This window comes from Streptomyces sp. CG 926 (assembly GCF_003148825.1).
In the GTDB taxonomy this organism is placed as follows: Bacteria; Actinomycetota; Actinomycetes; order Streptomycetales; family Streptomycetaceae; genus Streptomyces.
On sequence record NZ_QGGZ01000001.1, the window covers coordinates 857,711 to 873,676 of the forward strand.

A 15,966-nucleotide genomic window follows, 5' to 3' on the forward strand; every position below is an offset into this window, starting at 1 on the left:
CGGGGGCGCGATCGGCGGCAACGGGGCCATCGGCGCCGACATCTGCCGGTGATCCTTTACAACGGCCCGGCCCCGACCTCTCATCTGTTCATCGGATGAGAGGGAGGGGCCGTCATGCGGACGGGACGCACGGGCCGAACGGCCGCCGTGGCGGCGCTCTCCTTTCTCCTGTGTGCCCCGGCCCACGTGGCCCGGTCCGCATCGCCGGCCCCCCTCGGCGGGACGGCGGCCGAGGCCGCCGGCGCCGCCCTCACCGCCCGCCGCGCGGCGGCCGCGGCCGTACCCGGAGGCGACGGACTGGACTTCGGACGCTGCCCCGACGCCGAGGAGCTGCCCGCCCCGGTCCGCTGCGCGACCCTGCGCGTCCCGCTCGACTACGCCCGCCCCGACGGCCCGCAGATCTCCCTCACCGTCAGCAAGATCGCCGCGACCGGCGCCCGCGGCGCCGTCCGCCAAGGCGCGCTCGTCCACAACCCCGGCGGCCCCGGCGCCTCCGGCATGTTCTTCCCGCTGCTCGCAGAGGTCCCCGGCTGGGAGCGGATCGCCGCCGCCTACGACCTGGTCGGCTACGCCCCGCGCGGCGTCGGCCGCTCCGCCCCGCTGTCCTGTCAGGACCCCGCGAGTTCGGCCGAGGGACCCACCCAGGTCCCGGACGACCCCTCGCCCGCGTACAAGAGGCAGCGCCTCGCGGCCGCCCGGGCCTACGCCCGCGGCTGCGCGCGGCGGGCCGGCGCGGCCCTGCCGTACTACACCACGCTCAACAACGCCCGCGATCTGGACGTCCTACGGGCCGCGCTCGGCGAGCGGAAGCTGAGCTTCATGGGCGCCTCGTACGGCACCTACCTCGGCGCCGTCTACGCCACCTTGCATCCGGGCCGCGTCGGACGGATGGTCCTGGACTCGGCGGTCGACCCCGACCCGCGCCGCGTCTGGTACCGCAACAACCTCGACCAGTCACCCGGCTTCGAGCGCCGCTGGTACGACTTCCGCGCCTGGGCGGCCCGGCACCACACCACGTACGGCCTCGGCGCCACCCCGGCGGCCGTGCAGGCGAGCTACGTTCGCGTACGCGAGGCGGTGGCCCGTACTCCCGCGGGCGGGGTCGTCGGCACCGGCGAACTGCGCGCCGCCTACCTCCAGGCCGCGTACTACGACGACGTGTGGCCGGACCGGGCGGCGGCCCTCGCGGCCTTCCTGCGCGGCGATCCCGCGCGGCTGACCGCCCAGGCCGCCCCGGATCCGCGGACGGCGGCCGAGGTGGAGAACGCGACGGCGGTCTACACGGCGGTGCTGTGCAACGACGCCTCCTGGCCCGCCCACTGGCGGACCTGGGACCGCGACAACACCGAGGTGGCGCGCAGGGCCCCGTTCGAGACCTGGGCCAATGCCTTCCTGAACCTCCCGTGTGCCTCCTGGCCGGTGCGACAGCGGCAGCGGCCGGTGGCGGTCGGGGCCCAGCCGGAGCGGCTGCCCGGGACCTTGGTGGTGGCGGCGGAGCGGGACGGGGCGACGCCGTACCCGGGCGCTCTGGAACTCCAACGGCGGCTCGGCGCCGGGGCTTCGCTGGTGACGGAGACGGGGGCCGGCTCCCACGGAGTGGTCGGCGGACGCAACGGCTGCGTGGACCGTCACGTGGAGCGGTATCTGCTGACGGGCGCCACCCCCGGGTGGCGTGTCACATGTGCGCCGCATCCGGAGCCCGCACCGGTGTCGCTGGACGACCGGGCAGCGAGCGCCCACAGGGCGCTGCTGCCGCCGGTCGTCTGAACTTCCGGGCGGGAGCTCCGGCTGCGTCGTTTCGGGGGCAGGGGCCGTCTTCCGGACCAGCCTCCCGATCCACCGGAGGAACTCACCTGACGGTGTGGTCGTCCTCCGGTCCTTCCCCCCAGGGGAGGTATCAGGCGAGCCCGGCCACCAGATCGGCGACGGACTTGCGGCGCCCGGTGTAGAAGGGCACCTCTTCACGGACGTGCATACGGGCCTCGGAGGCGCGCAGGTGACGCATGAGGTCGACGATGCGGTACAGCTCGTCCGCCTCGAAGGCCAGCAGCCACTCGTAGTCGCCCAGGGAGAAGGAGGCGACGGTGTTGGCGCGCACGTCCGGGTAGCCACGGGCCATCTTGCCGTGGTCGGCGAGCATACGGCGACGGTCCTCGTCGGGCAGCAGGTACCAGTCGTAACTGCGCACGAAGGGGTACACGCTGACGTACTCGCGGGCGACCTCGTCGGCCAGGAAGGCCGGGATGTGCGACTTGTTGAACTCGGCCGGGCGGTGCAGGGCCATGTTCGACCACACCGGCTCCAGGGCGCGGCCCAGCTTGGTCCGGCGGAACAGGTTGTAGGCGGTCTGCAGCTCGTCCGCCGTCTCGGCGTGCCACCAGATCATGACGTCGGCGTCGGCGCGCAGGCCGGAGACGTCGTAGCTGCCGCGGACGGTGATGTCCTTGGCGGCAAGCTGGTCGAAGAGCTCCTGGACCTCGTCGGCGTAGCCGGTGCGGTCCTCGGGAAGAACGTCCTTCAGCTTGAAGACGGACCACAGGGTGTAGCGGATGACCTCGTTGAGGTCCTTCGCCTTCTTCCCCGCGTTGGGAATCTTCTCTGGTGCAGTCATGTGCCTATTGTCCCGTGCGCTGATCAGTGGTCTGTGCCAGGGGTGCCGTACGCGCGCCGAGCCCGGCGATCACCGCGTCCGCGGCCTTGCCGGCGCTCGCGATGCAGGCCGGGATGCCCACGCCGTCGTAGACCGCGCCGCACACCGCGAGGCCCGGCAGGGCCGCGACCGCGGTGCGGATCCGGGCGACCCGGTCGAGGTGGCCGACAGGGTACTGGGGCAGCCCGCCGTCCCAGCGGGTGACGGTGGAGGCGACGGGCCGGGCCGCCAGGCCCACGGCCTCGCCGAGGTCGGCGAGGGAGATGTCGACGAGTTCACCGTCCTCGCGTGCCAGGTCCTTCTCGTCGGCGTGGCGGCCGACCGAGGTGCGCAGCAGGAAGAGGTCGGGATCCGTCCCGGCCCAGGCCCACTTGTTGCTGGAGAAGGTGGAGGCCTTGATGGTCCGCCCGTCGACGGGCGGTACGAGGAATCCGCTGGCGCCGCCGCCGGAGACGGCCTGCGGCAGGTCGGAGCGGCGGAAGGCCATCGTGATGAGGGCCATCGAGGCGTACTCGACGCCGCGCAGCTCGGCGGCGGCGGCCGGGGCGAGCGCGTCCAGCAGTCGTGCGGCGGCCCCGGCCGGGGTGGCCAGGATCACGGCGTCGGCGTCGAGGACCTCGGCTCCGGCCACCACCCGCCAGCCCTCGGCCGTGCGGACGACCTCGCTGACGGGGGTGTCGGTGAGGATCCGGGCCCCCGCCGCCCGGCAGGCCTCGGCCACGGCGATCGGGAGGCGTCCGATGCCGCCGTCGATGCCGGCGAAGACCGGGCCGGCAGGCTGGGGCGCGGCCTGCGCCCGGCGCTGCAGTTCGCGTACGCCGTCGCCCAGGAGGGCGTGCGTACGGGCGGCCTCGAAGAGTTGGGGCACGGCGGCGCGCATGGAGATGCGGTAGGCGTCGCCCGCGTAGACCCCGCCGAGCAGCGGTTCCACCAGCCGGTCGACGACCTCGTGGCCGAGGCGGGCCGCGACGTACTCGCCGACGGCGACGTCCTCGCCGATCTCGGTGGGTGGCAGAGTCCGTTCGGCCTCGATGCGGGCCAGTCCCTCGGCGGAGAGCACTCCGGAGGCGGCGAGCGGTCCCAGGTCGCCGGGGACGCCCATGACGTGGCCGCGCGGCATCGGCCGCAGCGCGCCGCGGGTCCACAGGTGGGCGGTGGCGGTGGCGGGCGCCTGTACGGCCTCGGCCAGGCCCACGGCCTCGGCGAGGGTCACGGCCTCGGGGCGGCGGGCGAGCATGGATTCGGCGCCGAGGTCCACGCGGGCGCCGGCGAGTTCGCCGGAGTGCAGCTTGCCGCCGAGCCGCGGTCCGGCTTCCACCAGGGTGACGCGGACGCCGTCGGCGAGCAGCCGGTGAGCGGCCGCGAGGCCCGCGATACCGCCGCCGACGACGACGGCGTGGCCCTGATCCGTACGCATGTCCGCTTCGTGCATGGACACATCGTCTCAGACCGATCTCCGAGGCCGGACCGTGACCGCATCGGGATCACCCCGGGACCGTGGATTCGAAACCCACGACGGGACTCTGGACGTCGAACCGGCAACACCAGCCGATCCTCGGGGGTTCACAGCGATGCGCAGTTTCGACAGACACCGTTCCGCGGCGGCCCTGGCCGCCCTCGCGCTGGCCGGGGCGCTCGCGCTCACCGGCTGCGGCGCGAGCGGCCAGGGCTCCGCGAGCGACAAGGCGGCGGTGGCGCCCGCGGCCGACGGCAAGGCCCCGGAGGGCGCCGCGGCGGCCCCGGCGCCGGCCGGATCCGCGGGAGCCGCGGGCTCCTCCACGAACAAGAACGCCGCGCCGCCGGCCACGGTCCGCCCGAACGTCATCCGGACGGCGACGCTCGGCATCGAGACGGCGGACGTCCAGAAGACGCTCGCCTCGGCCCGCACGGCCGCCGATGACGCGGGCGGCTACGTCGGCAACGAGTCCACCAAGCGCGGCGAGGACGGCCGGATGACCTCGACGGTGACCCTGCGGGTCCCGGGCGAGCGCTACGACGCCGTGCTGGGCGCCATGGAGGGCAGCGGCAAGCTCCTGCACCGCAAGGTCGACGCGCAGGACGTCACGGAGAAGGTCGCCGACATCGGCAGCCGCGTCGCCTCGCAGCAGGCCAGCGTGGCGCGGGTGCGGGAGATGATGGGCAAGGCCTCGGCGTTGAGCGAGGTGGTGATGCTGGAGAGCGAGCTGTCGCGCCGCCAGTCCGACCTGGAGTCGCTGCTGGCGCAGCAGACGGCGCTGAAGGACCAGACCTCGCTGGGCACGATCACGCTGGAGGTCTCGGAGCCGGCCGCGAAGCCGGAGCCGGAGAAGAAGGAGAAGGAGAAGGAGCCCACGTTCCTGGGGGCCCTGGGCGGGGGCTGGGACGTCTTCACCAAGGTGGTGCGCTATCTGACGGTCGCGGTGGGCGCGGTGCTGCCGTTCGCGCTGACGGCCGTGGTGGGGCTGCTGCTGTTCCGGGCCTACCGGCGGCGGCGTCCGGCTCGGCCGAAGCCGGCCCCCGTGCCGTGGCGGGCGACGGTGCCGGCGGCCCGGACGGCTCCGGAGGCCGAGGCCGACGTACAGGACTGAACGCGCGTTCGGCCGTAGCGTGTTCACCATCCGACAGTGGTGAAGGGGCGGTACGGACGATGACGACGGAACGACTGGTGGTGGTGGGCGGTGACGCGGCGGGGATGTCCGCCGCGTCACAGGCCCGCAGGTTGAAGGGCCCGGCGGAGCTGGAGATCGTGGCCTTCGAGCGCGGGCACTTCACCTCCTACTCGGCGTGCGGGATCCCGTACTGGGTCGGCGGTCAGGTCGCCGAACGCGACGACCTGATCGCCCGTACCCCCGAGGAGCACCGGGCCCGGGACATCGATCTGCGCATGCGCACGGAGGTCGTGGAGCTCGACCTCCCCGGGTCCCGGGTCCGCGCCCGCGATCTGGACACCGGGTCCGAATCCTGGACGGAGTACGACAAGCTGGTCCTGGCGACGGGCGCCCGACCGGTCCGCCCCCGGCTCCCCGGCATCGGCGCGCACGGGGTCCACGGCATCCAGAGCCTGGACGACGGCCGGCGCCTGATGGACACCCTGGCGCGGACCGAAGGCCGTCGGGCGGTCGTGGTCGGCGCGGGCTACATCGGCGTGGAGATGGCGGAGGCCCTGGTCGCGCGCGGGTACGAGGTCACCGTCCTGCACCGGGGCGAGCAGCCGATGGCCACGCTGGACCCGGACATGGGCGGGCTGGTGCACAGCGCGATGAACCGGATGGGGATCCGTACGGTCTCCCGCGCCGAGGTGACGAAGATCCTCACCGACGAGGAGGGCCGGGCCCGGGCGGTGGCCACCTCGACGGGCGAGGAGTACGAGGCGGACGTGGTCGTGCTCGGCATCGGCGTGGAGCCCCGTACGGCTCTCGCCCGCGCGGCCGGCCTCCCGCTCGGCCCGTCGGCCGGCATCCTCACGGACCTCTCGATGCGGGTCCGGGGCCACGAGAACATCTGGGCGGGCGGCGACTGCGTGGAGGTCCTGGACCTGGTCGCGGGCCGCACCCGGCACATCCCGCTGGGCACGCACGCCAACAAGCACGGCCAGGTCATCGGCTCGGGCGTGGGCGGCGGCTACGCGACCTTCCCCGGGGTGGTCGGAACGGCGGTCAGCAAGGTCTGCGACCTGGAGATCGCCCGTACGGGGCTGCGCGAGCGGGACGCGCTGGAGGCGGGCCTGCGGTTCGTGACGGCCACCATCACCTCCACCAACACGGCGGGCTACTACCCGGGCGCGGCGGAGATGACGGTGAAGATGCTGGCGGAACGCCGCACGGGCCGCCTCCTCGGGGTCCAGATCGTCGGTGGCGCGGGCGCCGCGAAGCGGGTGGACATCGCGGCGGTCGCTCTCACGGCGGGCATGACGGTGGACCGGATGGTGTCCCTGGACCTGGGCTACGCCCCGCCGTTCTCCCCGGTCTGGGACCCGATCCTGGTGGCGGCCCGCAAGGCGGTCGCCGCGGTCCACGCGGCGGTCTGAGGGGAGTCGGTCCCTGCCGCGAAGGGGCCGTCGGAGGCGAAGGCGAGGGCCGCGAAGCGTTCGCCCATGCGGCGGTGCGTGGCCGCGTCCGGGTGGAGGGCGTCGGGCAGCGGCAGCTCGGCCGTGTCGCGCTCGCCGTAGAGGGCGCGGCCGTCGAGGAGGTGCAGGTTCGGGTCGTCGGCCGCGCGCTGCCGCACGATCCGGGCCAGTTCCTCCCGGATGACGCCCAGGGTCAGCTTGCCGAAGGCCCGTTCGGCGGGGTCGCCGGCGGCCCGGAACCGCAGCCGCCCTTCGGCGAGTTCGCCGAAGTCCGGCGCGCTGGGACCGGGGGTGTCCTCGTGGATGGGACACAGGATCGGCGAGAGGACCAGGAGCGGGGTGACGGGGTGCCCCTCGCGCACGGTGTCGAGGAACCCGTGCAGGGCGGGGCCGAAGGCCCGTAGGCGCATCAGGTCGCGGTTGACGAGGTTGATGCCGATCTTGACGCTGATCAGGTCGGCCGGGGTGTCCCGCAGGACCCGGGCGACGAACGGGTCGAGCAGCGCGTTGCCGCTCAGGCCCAGATTGGTCAGCTCCACCCCGGCGAGACCGGCGGCCGTCGCGGGCCAGGTGGTGCTGGGGCTCGCCGCGTCGGAGCCGTGGCTGATCGAGCTGCCGTGGTGCAGCCACCGGCGGCGGCCCGCGTCCGACCGGGGCTCGACGGGGGCGTCGGTGCGCAGGGCGACCAGCTGGGTGATCTCGTTGTACGGCAGCCAGATCTCGACGTCCTTGGCGCGGCCGGGAAGGCCGCAGAACCGTACGGTCCCGGGTGGGCCGGGCCGGGTCTCGGTGGCGCCGGTGGCCATGTCCACCTGGAGGACGTTGCCGCCGCCGACCGTGGCCTGCCCGGCCGGCAGCCCGTCGATCAGCAGGTCGTACAGGCCGTCGGGGCGGGGCGGTGCGCCGTCGTAGGCCATCTTCGTACGCAGGGCGTCCAGCTCGATGACGGTGGCCCGGGTGCGGAACACCAGCCGTACGCCGGAGGGCTGGGTCTCGACCGTGGCCAGATCGCCGTCGGTGAACTGGGCCCGGGCCCGGGCGGGCAGCCGGTGCGGCAGCAGCCCGTGCTCGGTGCGCTCCAGGTCCAGGGCGCCGCGCACGAGGTCCGCGGTGATGGGGGTGTCGACGGGCGTGGCGATCCGGTCAGATTCATGGCTCATACACACACCCTGCCCGCCGGGTGCCCCCGTACGCCACGGCATTACCGGGCGCCCTGTTCCGGTTCCCGGAACAGGGCGCCCGGTTCAGCGCGCGGTGCGGGTGTGGACGTAGTCCACCAGGCGGGTCAGCGCGTCCGGGTCGGTCGTCGGGAGGACGCCGTGGCCCAGGTTGAAGACGTGGCCCTCCAGGCCGGCGGCGGCCGCGAGGACCTCGTCCGTCTTGGCCTCGACCGCCTCGGGGGTGGAGAAGAGCACCGCCGGGTCCAGGTTGCCCTGGAGCGCCTTGCCGGGGCCGACCCGGCGCACGGCCTCGTCGAGCGAGACCCGGTAGTCGACGCCCATGACGTCCGCGCCGGCCTCGCCCATGAGGCCGAGGAGCTCGCCCGTGCCCACGCCGAAGTGGATCCGCGGGACTCCGTAGGAGGCGACGGACTCCAGGACCTTCGCGGACGCGGGCATCACCGAGCGGCGGTAGTCCGCCGGCGCGAGGGCGCCGACCCAGGAGTCGAAGAGCTGGATCGCGGAGGCGCCGGCCTCGATCTGGACCTTCAGGAAGGCGGAGGTGATCTCCGCGAGGCGGTCCAGGAGGTCGGCCCACAGCTGCGGGTCCCCGTACATGAGGGCCTTGGTGTGCTCGTGGTTCTTGGACGGGCCGCCCTCGACCAGGTAGCTCGCGAGGGTGAAAGGCGCGCCCGCGAATCCGATCAACGGCGTGGCACCCAGTTCACCCGTGAGCATGCCGATCGCCTCGGTGACGTACGAGACGTCCTCAGGGGTGAGGTCGCGCAGCTGTGCGAGGTCCTCGCGGCGGCGGATCGGCTGGGCGACGACCGGGCCGATGCCCGGCTTGATGTCCAGGTCGACGCCGATGGCCTTCAGCGGGACCACGATGTCCGAGAAGAAGATCGCCGCGTCCACCTTGTGGCGGCGCACCGGCTGCAGCGTGATCTCGGTGACCAGGTCGGGCCGCATGCAGGACTCCAGCATCTGCGTGCCCTCGCGCAGCTTGCGGTACTCCGGGAGTGAGCGTCCCGCCTGCCGCATGAACCACACCGGGGTGTGCGGCACCGGCTCCCGCCGGCACGCCTTCAGGAAGGCGGAATCGTACGTCTGACTCGGCTGGCCCGTGGGGCGGGTGTTGGCGCTCACGACCCAAATCTTCGCACGTACGAAGAAGTGTCCGACCCGGCGAGGGTGTCCCTGCGCCGCACGGGCGCTCGTTCCGCCTAGTCTTCCCCGCATGGCTGCGGCTCAGGGACGATTTTCAGATGGCGCCGAGGGTACGGACAGCGCGAAGGAGAGCTCCGTCCCGCTCCCGTTCCGGCGGGCGGTCGAGGGCTTGAAGAAGGCCCGGCTGCGTCCGGGCATCGAGATCGACCCCACGAAACCGCCCCAGAGACTGGCGCCGCACGCCTATGCCCTGGAGGCCGCGGTGGTGGACGGCGAGGAGGACCTGGCCGACGGCCGGCTCATCCTGCTGCACGATCCGTCCGGGCACGACGCCTGGCAGGGGACCTTCCGGCTGGTGACGCTGGTGCGCGCGGAGCTGGAGCCGGAGATGGCCGCGGACCCGCTGCTGCCCGAGGTGTGCTGGTCCTGGCTGACCGGGGCGCTGGAGGCGCGCGGGCTGGCGTACGGGGAGGCGAGCGGCACCGTGACCATGGCGGGCTCGCACTACTTCGGCGGGCTCGCGGAGCGGCGGCCGGCCACGCAGATCGAGATCAGGGCCTCGTGGACGCCGCGCGAGGGCGTGGGCGGGGTGCCGGACACCTCGGCGCACCTCCTGGCGTGGTGCGAACTGTTGTGCCAGGTCGCGGGGCTGCCGCCGGTGGGTCCGACGGACACGGCGACGGGTGTGGTCTCCCTGCCACAGCGTCGCGGCCCGCACCACCCGTAGCCGTGGGGCCGGACGGCCGTCGGGTTCGGCGTACGCCGCAGAACGACTGATCGAAGAACTGGGCGGACGGTCGAAAGACGGCGTCCCTTGCGGGCTTCTGATCAACCGATGATCGATCGTGCGTCCGAATTGCCCGAATTGTTACTCACCAAATCGTGATCATTCCCTAAAGCCGGGCGGGTGACGTGCCGAAGGAGTGGGTGACCATCCGCACGGTTCGCACCGGCTTCCTTCCCCGAGCCGGCCGTCCCGCCACTCCCCCAGGAGGCCTAGGTGTCCGTTCTTCTCGAGCAGCCCGCAAGCCTGGTCGCCTACCGCCCGAACAAGCCGACGGCCATGGTCGTCGTGGCCGACCCGCGCGTCCGCTCCACCGTGACCCGTCATCTGTGGGCCCTCGGAGTACGTGACGTGATCGAGGCGTCGTCCATCGCGGAGGCCCGCCCCCGCGTCGGCAGCCCGCGCGACATCTGCGTGGCCGACGTACACCTGCCCGACGGCTCCGGTCTCACCCTGCTCTCCGAGACCCGGGCCGCCGGTTGGCCCAACGGCCTGGCCCTGTCCGCCGCCGACGACATCGGCGCCGTGCGCAACGCCCTCGCGGGCGGCGTCAAGGGCTACGTCGTCACCGGTACGCGGACCAACATCGGGCTCCCCACCCGGCCCGGCGCCGCCCCCATCGGCGCTGCCGCCGCCCGTATGCACCGCCGCCCCCCGGGTGCCCCGAGCCACCCGGGCGGCTACCGAGAGCTCTCCGGCCGCGAGGTCGAGGTCCTGCGCCTCGTCGCGGAGGGCCAGTCCAACAAGGCCATCGGCGTCTCGATGGGCCTGTCCGCCCTGACCGTCAAGTCCCACCTCGCCCGCATCGCCCGCAAGCTGGGCACCGGTGACCGCGCCGGAATGGTCGCCGTGGCGCTGCGCACCGGGATCATCCACTGACCGCGGGCCCCGGCCCCCGGATATCCGCCCCGGGAGCCGCTGCCGGGAAACCTGCCGGGAGACCCCCGGAATACCCCGGGAAAACGCCCCGCATACCGCCCGCGCCCGTCGACGGAACGTTCCGGCGACGGGCGCGTCGTATACACGGATACCCTTGACCGGTGACCGACGCCCAAGATCCCGCAGCAGACCTGCGCACCACCACCGGGGGCGGCCCCTCGGACGACGTCGTTGTTCCGCCCGGTGGGCTGCCGACCCCCTTGTTGGAGCCCCGTGAGGGGATTCCTCCGGTGGTCGCCGACGCGGACGCCCTCGCCGAAGTGGTCGCGGCCTTCGCCGCGGGCACCGGCCCCGTCGCCGTCGACGCCGAACGGGCCTCCGGGTACCGCTACGGCCAGCGCGCCTACCTGGTGCAGCTGCGCCGTGAGGGTGCGGGGTCCGCGTTGATCGACCCGGTCGGCTGCCCCGACCTGTCCGCACTGGGCGAAGCCCTGTCCGGCACCGAATGGATCCTGCACGCCGCCACCCAGGACCTGCCCTGCCTGCGCGAAATAGGCATGGTGCCCACCTCCCTGTTCGACACCGAGCTGGCCGGCCGCCTCGCCGGTTTCCCCCGGGTCGGACTCGGCGCGATGGTCGAGAGCGTGCTCGGCTACGCGCTGGAGAAGGGCCACTCGGCCGTCGACTGGTCCACCCGCCCGCTCCCCGAGCCGTGGCTGCGCTACGCCGCCCTGGACGTGGAGCTGCTGGTGGACCTGCGGGACGCGCTGGAGAAGGAACTGGACCGCCAGGGCAAGCTGGAATGGGCCCACCAGGAGTTCGACGCCATCGCCTCCGCCCCGCCCGCCCCGCCGCGCAAGGACCCGTGGCGCCGTACGTCCGGCATGCACAAGGTGCGCCGCCGCCGGCAGATGGCGGTCGTACGGGAGCTGTGGGAGTCCCGCGACCGGATCGCGCAGCGGCGTGACGTGTCGCCGGGCAAGGTACTGGGCGACGCCGCGATCGTCGAGGCCGCGCTCGCCCTGCCGGCCAACGTGCACACCCTGTCCGCCCTGCCCGGCTACGGGCAGCGGATGGGCCGGCGGCAGCTGGACCAGTGGATGGCCGCCGTGGACCGGGCGAAGGCCCTGCCCGAGAACGAGCTGCCGCAGCCCGGGGCGACCCCGGCCGGTCCCCCGCCGCCGCGCTCCTGGGTGGACAAGGACCCGGCGGCCGCGGCCCGGCTCTCGGCGGCCCGTGCGGCCGTCTCCGCGCTGGCGGAGGAACTGAACCTGCCCCAGGAGAACCTGATCACCCCGGACACGGTCCGCCGGCTCTGCTGGGAGCCGCCGCAGCGGCTGCAGCCGGACGCCGTGACGGAGGTCCTGGCGGGCTACGGTGCCCGCCCCTGGCAGATCGAACTGGTGACCCCCGTCCTGGTCACGGCCCTGTCGGCCACGGCCTGACCCGGTAGGCCCGGCGGAGGTCCGCCGGGCCCAGCCGGGCCACCCGGGCCCACCCATGGGGTTCTCGGTCCTCGACGGGGCCGAGGACCCCTTCGTCGTCCCGGTAGCCGCTACCGGGATCGCCCCCTCGACCTCGCCGTGCCTCGGCCGATGCTCGGACGTCTTGCTCCAGCCCCACCAGAACGCATTGCGGATACGGTCGAGCCCCTGGGGGCTCCCGAGATCGGGGCCTCGGTGAGGGGTGCGGAGTGTGACCTTCGCCGCTCCTCCGGGAGGGGGTGTGCACATTGGTTACCCGCAAGTAGCATGGGTCGGGTGAGCGGGCGCTCAGCGACCTACGCCGAGCCGCCCCCGCGCGCAGCAGTGCACCCCCGCACCTGGAGGAGAGCCAACGTGCCTCGTACCGTCAGGGACGTCGTCTTCGTCGACGGCGTCCGCACCCCGTTCGGCAAGGCGGGCCCGAAGGGCATCTACCACGAGACCCGCGCCGACGACCTCGTCGTGAAGGCGATCCGGGAGCTGCTGCGCCGCAACCCGGACCTGGACCCCAAGAAGATCGACGAGGTCGCCATCGCCGCGACCACGCAGATCGGTGACCAGGGCCTGACGCTGGGCCGTACCGCCGGCATTCTCGCGGGCCTCCCGCAGTCCGTACCGGGCTACTCCATCGACCGCATGTGCGCCGGCGCGCTGACCGCCGTGACCGCCGTCGCGGGCGGTGTGGCCTTCGGTGCCTACGACGTCGCCCTCGCCGGCGGTGTCGAGCACATGGGCCGTCACCCCATGGGTGAGGGCGTGGACCCGAACCCGCGCTTCGTCTCCGAGAAGCTGGTCGACGAGTCCGCCCTGTTCATGGGCATGACCGCCGAGAACCTGCACGACCGGTACCCGACGATCACCAAGCTCCGCGCCGACGAGTACGCCGTGCGCTCGCAGGAGAAGGCCGCCAAGGCGTACGCCGACGGCAAGATCCAGGCGGACCTGGTCCCGATCTCGGTGCGCAACACCAACGAGGCGGCCGGTGAGACGGGCTGGGGCCTGGTCACCACCGACGAGCCGATGCGCCCGGGCACCGCCCTGGAGAACCTGGCCGGCCTGAAGACGCCGTTCCGTGTGCACGGCAACGTGACCGCGGGCAACGCCGCCGGTCTCAACGACGGTGCCACCGCCGCGATCATCGCGTCCGAGGACTTCGCCCGGGAGAACAACCTCCCGGTCAAGATGCGCCTGGTCTCGTACTCCTTCGCGGGTGTCGAGCCCGAGGTCATGGGCTACGGCCCGATCCCGGCCACCGAGAAGGCCTTGGCCCAGGCCGGCCTGACGATCGAGGACATCGGCCTCTTCGAGGTCAACGAGGCCTTCGCGGTCCAGGTCCTCGCGTTCCTGGAGCACTACGGCATCGCCGACGACGACGCCCGCGTGAACCAGTACGGCGGTGCCATCGCCTTCGGTCACCCGCTCGCCTCCTCCGGCGTGCGCCTGATGACGCAGCTGGCCCGTCAGTTCGAGGAGCAGCCGCACGTCCGCTACGGCCTGACCACCATGTGCGTCGGCTTCGGCATGGGCGCCACGGTCATCTGGGAGAACCCGAACTTCAACGCCGAGGGAGACTCCAAGTGAGCACCACCGCTGAGCTCCTGAAGGGCGCGGCCGAGCTGTTCCCGGACGAGGTCGTCACGTCCGCGCACGTCCGTCACCTGGACCTGCCGTTCGGCGCCGGGCGCTTCGCGCTCATCACGCTGGACAACGGCTTCGACCACACCAAGCCGACCACCTTCGGCCCGCAGTCCCTCGCCAACCTGAACGCGGCGATCGACCAGGTCGAGCAGGAGGCCCTCGCGGGCTCCATCGTCGGCGCGGGCATCACCGGCAAGCCGTTCATCTTCGCGGTCGGCGCCGACCTCAAGGGCGTCGAGCTGCTGAAGAAGCACGACGAGGCGCTCGCCATCGGCAAGGGCGGCCACGACGTCTTCAAGCGCCTCTCGGCGCTGGCGGTCCCGACCTTCGCGTACTACAACGGCGCGGCCATGGGCGGCGGCGTCGAGGTCGGTCTGCACTGCTCCTACCGCACCGTCTCGAAGGCCATCCCGGCCTTCTCGCTGCCCGAGGTCTTCCTCGGCCTGGTTCCCGGCTGGGGCGGCTGCGCCATCCTGCCGAACCTGATCGGCGCCGAGCGCGCGGTCTCGGTGATCATCGAGAACTCGCTCAACCAGAACAAGCAGCTGCGCGGCAAGCAGGTCTTCGACCTGGGCATCGCGGACGCGCTGTTCGAGGGCGCGGACTTCCTGGAGCAGTCGCTCCTGTGGACCGCGAACGTCCTGAACGGCACCACCGAGGTCGTCCGCGACGAGATCGACCGTGGTGAGGCCTGGGACGCGGCCGTCGCCAAGGGCCGCTTCATCGCGGACTCCAAGGTGCACGGCGCCGCTCCCGCCGCCTACCGCGCGCTGGACATCATCGCCGCCGCCAAGTCGGGCGACCTGCAGGCCGGTTTCGACGCCGAGGACACGGCCCTGGCCGACCTCATCATGGGCGGCGAGCTGCGCTCGGGCATCTACGCCTTCAACCTGGTGCAGAAGCGCGCCAAGCGCCCGGCCGGTGCCCCGGACAAGTCCCTGGCCCGTCCGGTCACCAAGGTCGGCGTCGTCGGCGCGGGCCTGATGGCCTCGCAGCTGGCGCTGCTCTTCCTGCGCCGCCTGGAGGTGCCGGTGGTCCTCACCGACATCGACCAGGAGCGCGTGGACAAGGGTGTGGGCTACGTCCACGCCGAGATCCAGAAGCTGCTCGGCAAGGGCCGCATCAACCAGGACAAGGCCAACCGCCTGACCGCCCTGGTGACGGGTGTCCTGGACAAGGCCGAGGGCTTCGCGGACGCGGACTTCATCATCGAGGCCGTGTTCGAGGAGATGTCCGTCAAGCAGAAGGTGTTCGCGGAGGTCGAGGCGGTCGCCCCGGCGCACGCGATCCTCGCCACCAACACCTCCTCGCTGTCGGTCTCCGAGATGGCCTCGAAGCTCCAGCACCCGGAGCGCGTGGTCGGTTTCCACTTCTTCAACCCGGTCGCGATCCTCCCGCTGCTGGAGATCGTCCGCGGTGAGCAGACCGACGACGCCTCGCTGGCCACGGCCTTCGGTGTCGCCAAGAAGCTGAAGAAGACCGCGGTCCTCACCAAGGACGCCCCGGCGTTCGTCGTGAACCGCATCCTGACCCGCTTCATGGGCGAGATCCAGAACGTCATCGACGAGGGCACCCCGGTCGTCACGGCGGAGAAGGCCATCGAGCCGCTCGGCCTGCCGATGTCCCCGCTGGTGCTGCTGGAGCTCGTGGGCCCGGCGATCGGTCTGCACGTCTCCGAGACCCTGAACCGCTCCTTCCCGGAGCGCTTCACCGTCTCCCCGAACCTCGCCGCCGTCGTCAAGGCCGGCAAGCGTGGCTTCTACGTCTACGATTCCGGCAAGCCGGAGCTGGACCCCGAGGTCGCCGCGCTCCTGGTCCAGGGCGATGTCGTGCTGACCGAGGAGCAGGTCCGTGACCGCGTCCTGGACGCGGTCGCGCAGGAGATCGGCCTGATGCTGGAGGAGGGTGTCGTGGCCGAGGCCCAGGACATCGACCTCTGCCTCATCACGGGCGCTGGCTGGCCCTTCCACCTGGGCGGCATCACGCCGTACCTGGACCGTGAAGGCGTCTCGGAGCGCGTGAACGGCAAGAAGTTCCTCGCCCCCGGCCTCGCGAGCATCCCGGCCTAGTCCGGGTCTGCGAGGGCTGTTCCACGGCTCGGCCCGCCCCTCCCGGGGGGCGGGCCACAGCCGTTCGAATACCTGTCTAAGATTCAC

General features: G+C 72.7%; 12 protein-coding genes. 8 read left to right on the forward strand and 4 right to left on the reverse strand.

Annotated features, from left to right (window positions below; translation table 11 throughout):
* Positions 1-114: 114 nt before the first annotated feature.
* Positions 115-1,767 (forward strand): alpha/beta hydrolase, encoded by a 1,653-nt coding sequence (locus BCL76_RS03545; RefSeq protein ID WP_109778017.1) that lies wholly within the window; start codon positions 115-117, stop codon positions 1,765-1,767.
* 130 nt (positions 1,768-1,897) lie between these two features.
* On the opposite strand, the gene hemQ is transcribed toward BCL76_RS03545, so the two are convergent.
* Together hemQ and hemG are read right to left on the reverse strand one after the other, a co-directional pair.
* Positions 1,898-2,611 carry a hydrogen peroxide-dependent heme synthase gene (gene hemQ, locus BCL76_RS03550; RefSeq protein ID WP_030719802.1) on the reverse strand — a complete coding sequence of 238 codons (714 nt, stop codon included), beginning with the start codon at positions 2,609-2,611 and terminating at the stop codon, positions 1,898-1,900.
* Positions 2,612-2,615: 4 nt separating this feature from the next.
* Positions 2,616-4,082 carry a protoporphyrinogen oxidase gene (gene hemG, locus BCL76_RS03555; protein WP_109778019.1) on the reverse strand — a complete coding sequence of 489 codons (1,467 nt, stop codon included), beginning with the start codon at positions 4,080-4,082 and terminating at the stop codon, positions 2,616-2,618.
* Positions 4,083-4,221: 139 nt separating this feature from the next.
* On the opposite strand from hemG, the gene BCL76_RS03560 reads away from it, so the two are divergent.
* Complete coding sequence (locus BCL76_RS03560; RefSeq protein WP_109778021.1) at positions 4,222-5,217, forward strand: DUF4349 domain-containing protein; 996 nt, start codon at positions 4,222-4,224, stop codon at positions 5,215-5,217.
* A 59-nt stretch (positions 5,218-5,276) separates the two neighbouring features.
* Positions 5,277-6,656, forward strand: a complete 1,380-nt coding sequence (locus tag BCL76_RS03565; protein WP_109778023.1) for an FAD-dependent oxidoreductase — start codon at positions 5,277-5,279, stop codon at positions 6,654-6,656.
* Here BCL76_RS03565 and BCL76_RS03570 read toward each other — a convergent pair.
* Both BCL76_RS03570 and hemE read right to left on the reverse strand, forming a co-directional pair.
* Positions 6,572-7,855, reverse strand: coding sequence for a GDSL-type esterase/lipase family protein (locus BCL76_RS03570; RefSeq protein WP_181382416.1), 1,284 nt, complete (start codon positions 7,853-7,855; stop codon positions 6,572-6,574). The genes BCL76_RS03565 and BCL76_RS03570 overlap by 85 nt on opposite strands.
* Positions 7,856-7,939: 84 nt before the next feature.
* The gene (gene hemE, locus BCL76_RS03575; protein ID WP_030719787.1) at positions 7,940-9,004 is read right to left on the reverse strand and encodes a uroporphyrinogen decarboxylase; all 1,065 of its coding nucleotides are present in this window, start codon (positions 9,002-9,004) and stop codon (positions 7,940-7,942) included.
* 91 nt (positions 9,005-9,095) lie between these two features.
* On the opposite strand from hemE, the gene BCL76_RS03580 reads away from it, so the two are divergent.
* From BCL76_RS03580 to BCL76_RS03600, 5 genes are all read left to right on the forward strand, one after another.
* Positions 9,096-9,752 carry a DUF3000 domain-containing protein gene (locus BCL76_RS03580; protein ID WP_109778029.1) on the forward strand — a complete coding sequence of 219 codons (657 nt, stop codon included), beginning with the start codon at positions 9,096-9,098 and terminating at the stop codon, positions 9,750-9,752.
* 273 nt (positions 9,753-10,025) lie between these two features.
* Entirely contained in the window at positions 10,026-10,688 is a 663-nt protein-coding gene (locus BCL76_RS03585; protein ID WP_007267191.1) for a helix-turn-helix transcriptional regulator, read from the forward strand.
* A gap of 161 nt (positions 10,689-10,849) precedes the next feature.
* Positions 10,850-12,133 carry an HRDC domain-containing protein gene (locus BCL76_RS03590; RefSeq protein ID WP_109778031.1) on the forward strand — a complete coding sequence of 428 codons (1,284 nt, stop codon included), beginning with the start codon at positions 10,850-10,852 and terminating at the stop codon, positions 12,131-12,133.
* Between the two features lie 393 nt (positions 12,134-12,526).
* Positions 12,527-13,753, forward strand: a complete 1,227-nt coding sequence (locus BCL76_RS03595) for a thiolase family protein (RefSeq protein WP_109778033.1) — start codon at positions 12,527-12,529, stop codon at positions 13,751-13,753.
* Positions 13,750-15,879 (forward strand): 3-hydroxyacyl-CoA dehydrogenase NAD-binding domain-containing protein, encoded by a 2,130-nt coding sequence (locus BCL76_RS03600; RefSeq protein WP_109778035.1) that lies wholly within the window; start codon positions 13,750-13,752, stop codon positions 15,877-15,879. The genes BCL76_RS03595 and BCL76_RS03600 overlap by 4 nt, the downstream gene beginning before the upstream one ends.
* The last annotated feature ends 87 nt before the right edge of the window (positions 15,880-15,966 follow it).

Excerpts from the sequence above, each read along its gene's own strand:
- hemG (WP_109778019.1), bottom strand. The coding sequence starts at position 4,082 with ATGCACGAAGCGGACATGCGTACGGATCAGGGCCACGCCGTCGTCGTC.
- BCL76_RS03545 (WP_109778017.1), top strand. The coding sequence starts at position 115 with ATGCGGACGGGACGCACGGGCCGAACGGCCGCCGTGGCGGCGCTCTCC.
- BCL76_RS03565 (WP_109778023.1), top strand. The coding sequence starts at position 5,277 with ATGACGACGGAACGACTGGTGGTGGTGGGCGGTGACGCGGCGGGGATG.
- BCL76_RS03560 (WP_109778021.1), top strand. The coding sequence starts at position 4,222 with ATGCGCAGTTTCGACAGACACCGTTCCGCGGCGGCCCTGGCCGCCCTC.
- BCL76_RS03570 (WP_181382416.1), bottom strand. The coding sequence starts at position 7,855 with ATGAGCCATGAATCTGACCGGATCGCCACGCCCGTCGACACCCCCATC.
- BCL76_RS03580 (WP_109778029.1), top strand. The coding sequence starts at position 9,096 with ATGGCTGCGGCTCAGGGACGATTTTCAGATGGCGCCGAGGGTACGGAC.
- hemQ (WP_030719802.1), bottom strand. The coding sequence starts at position 2,611 with ATGACTGCACCAGAGAAGATTCCCAACGCGGGGAAGAAGGCGAAGGAC.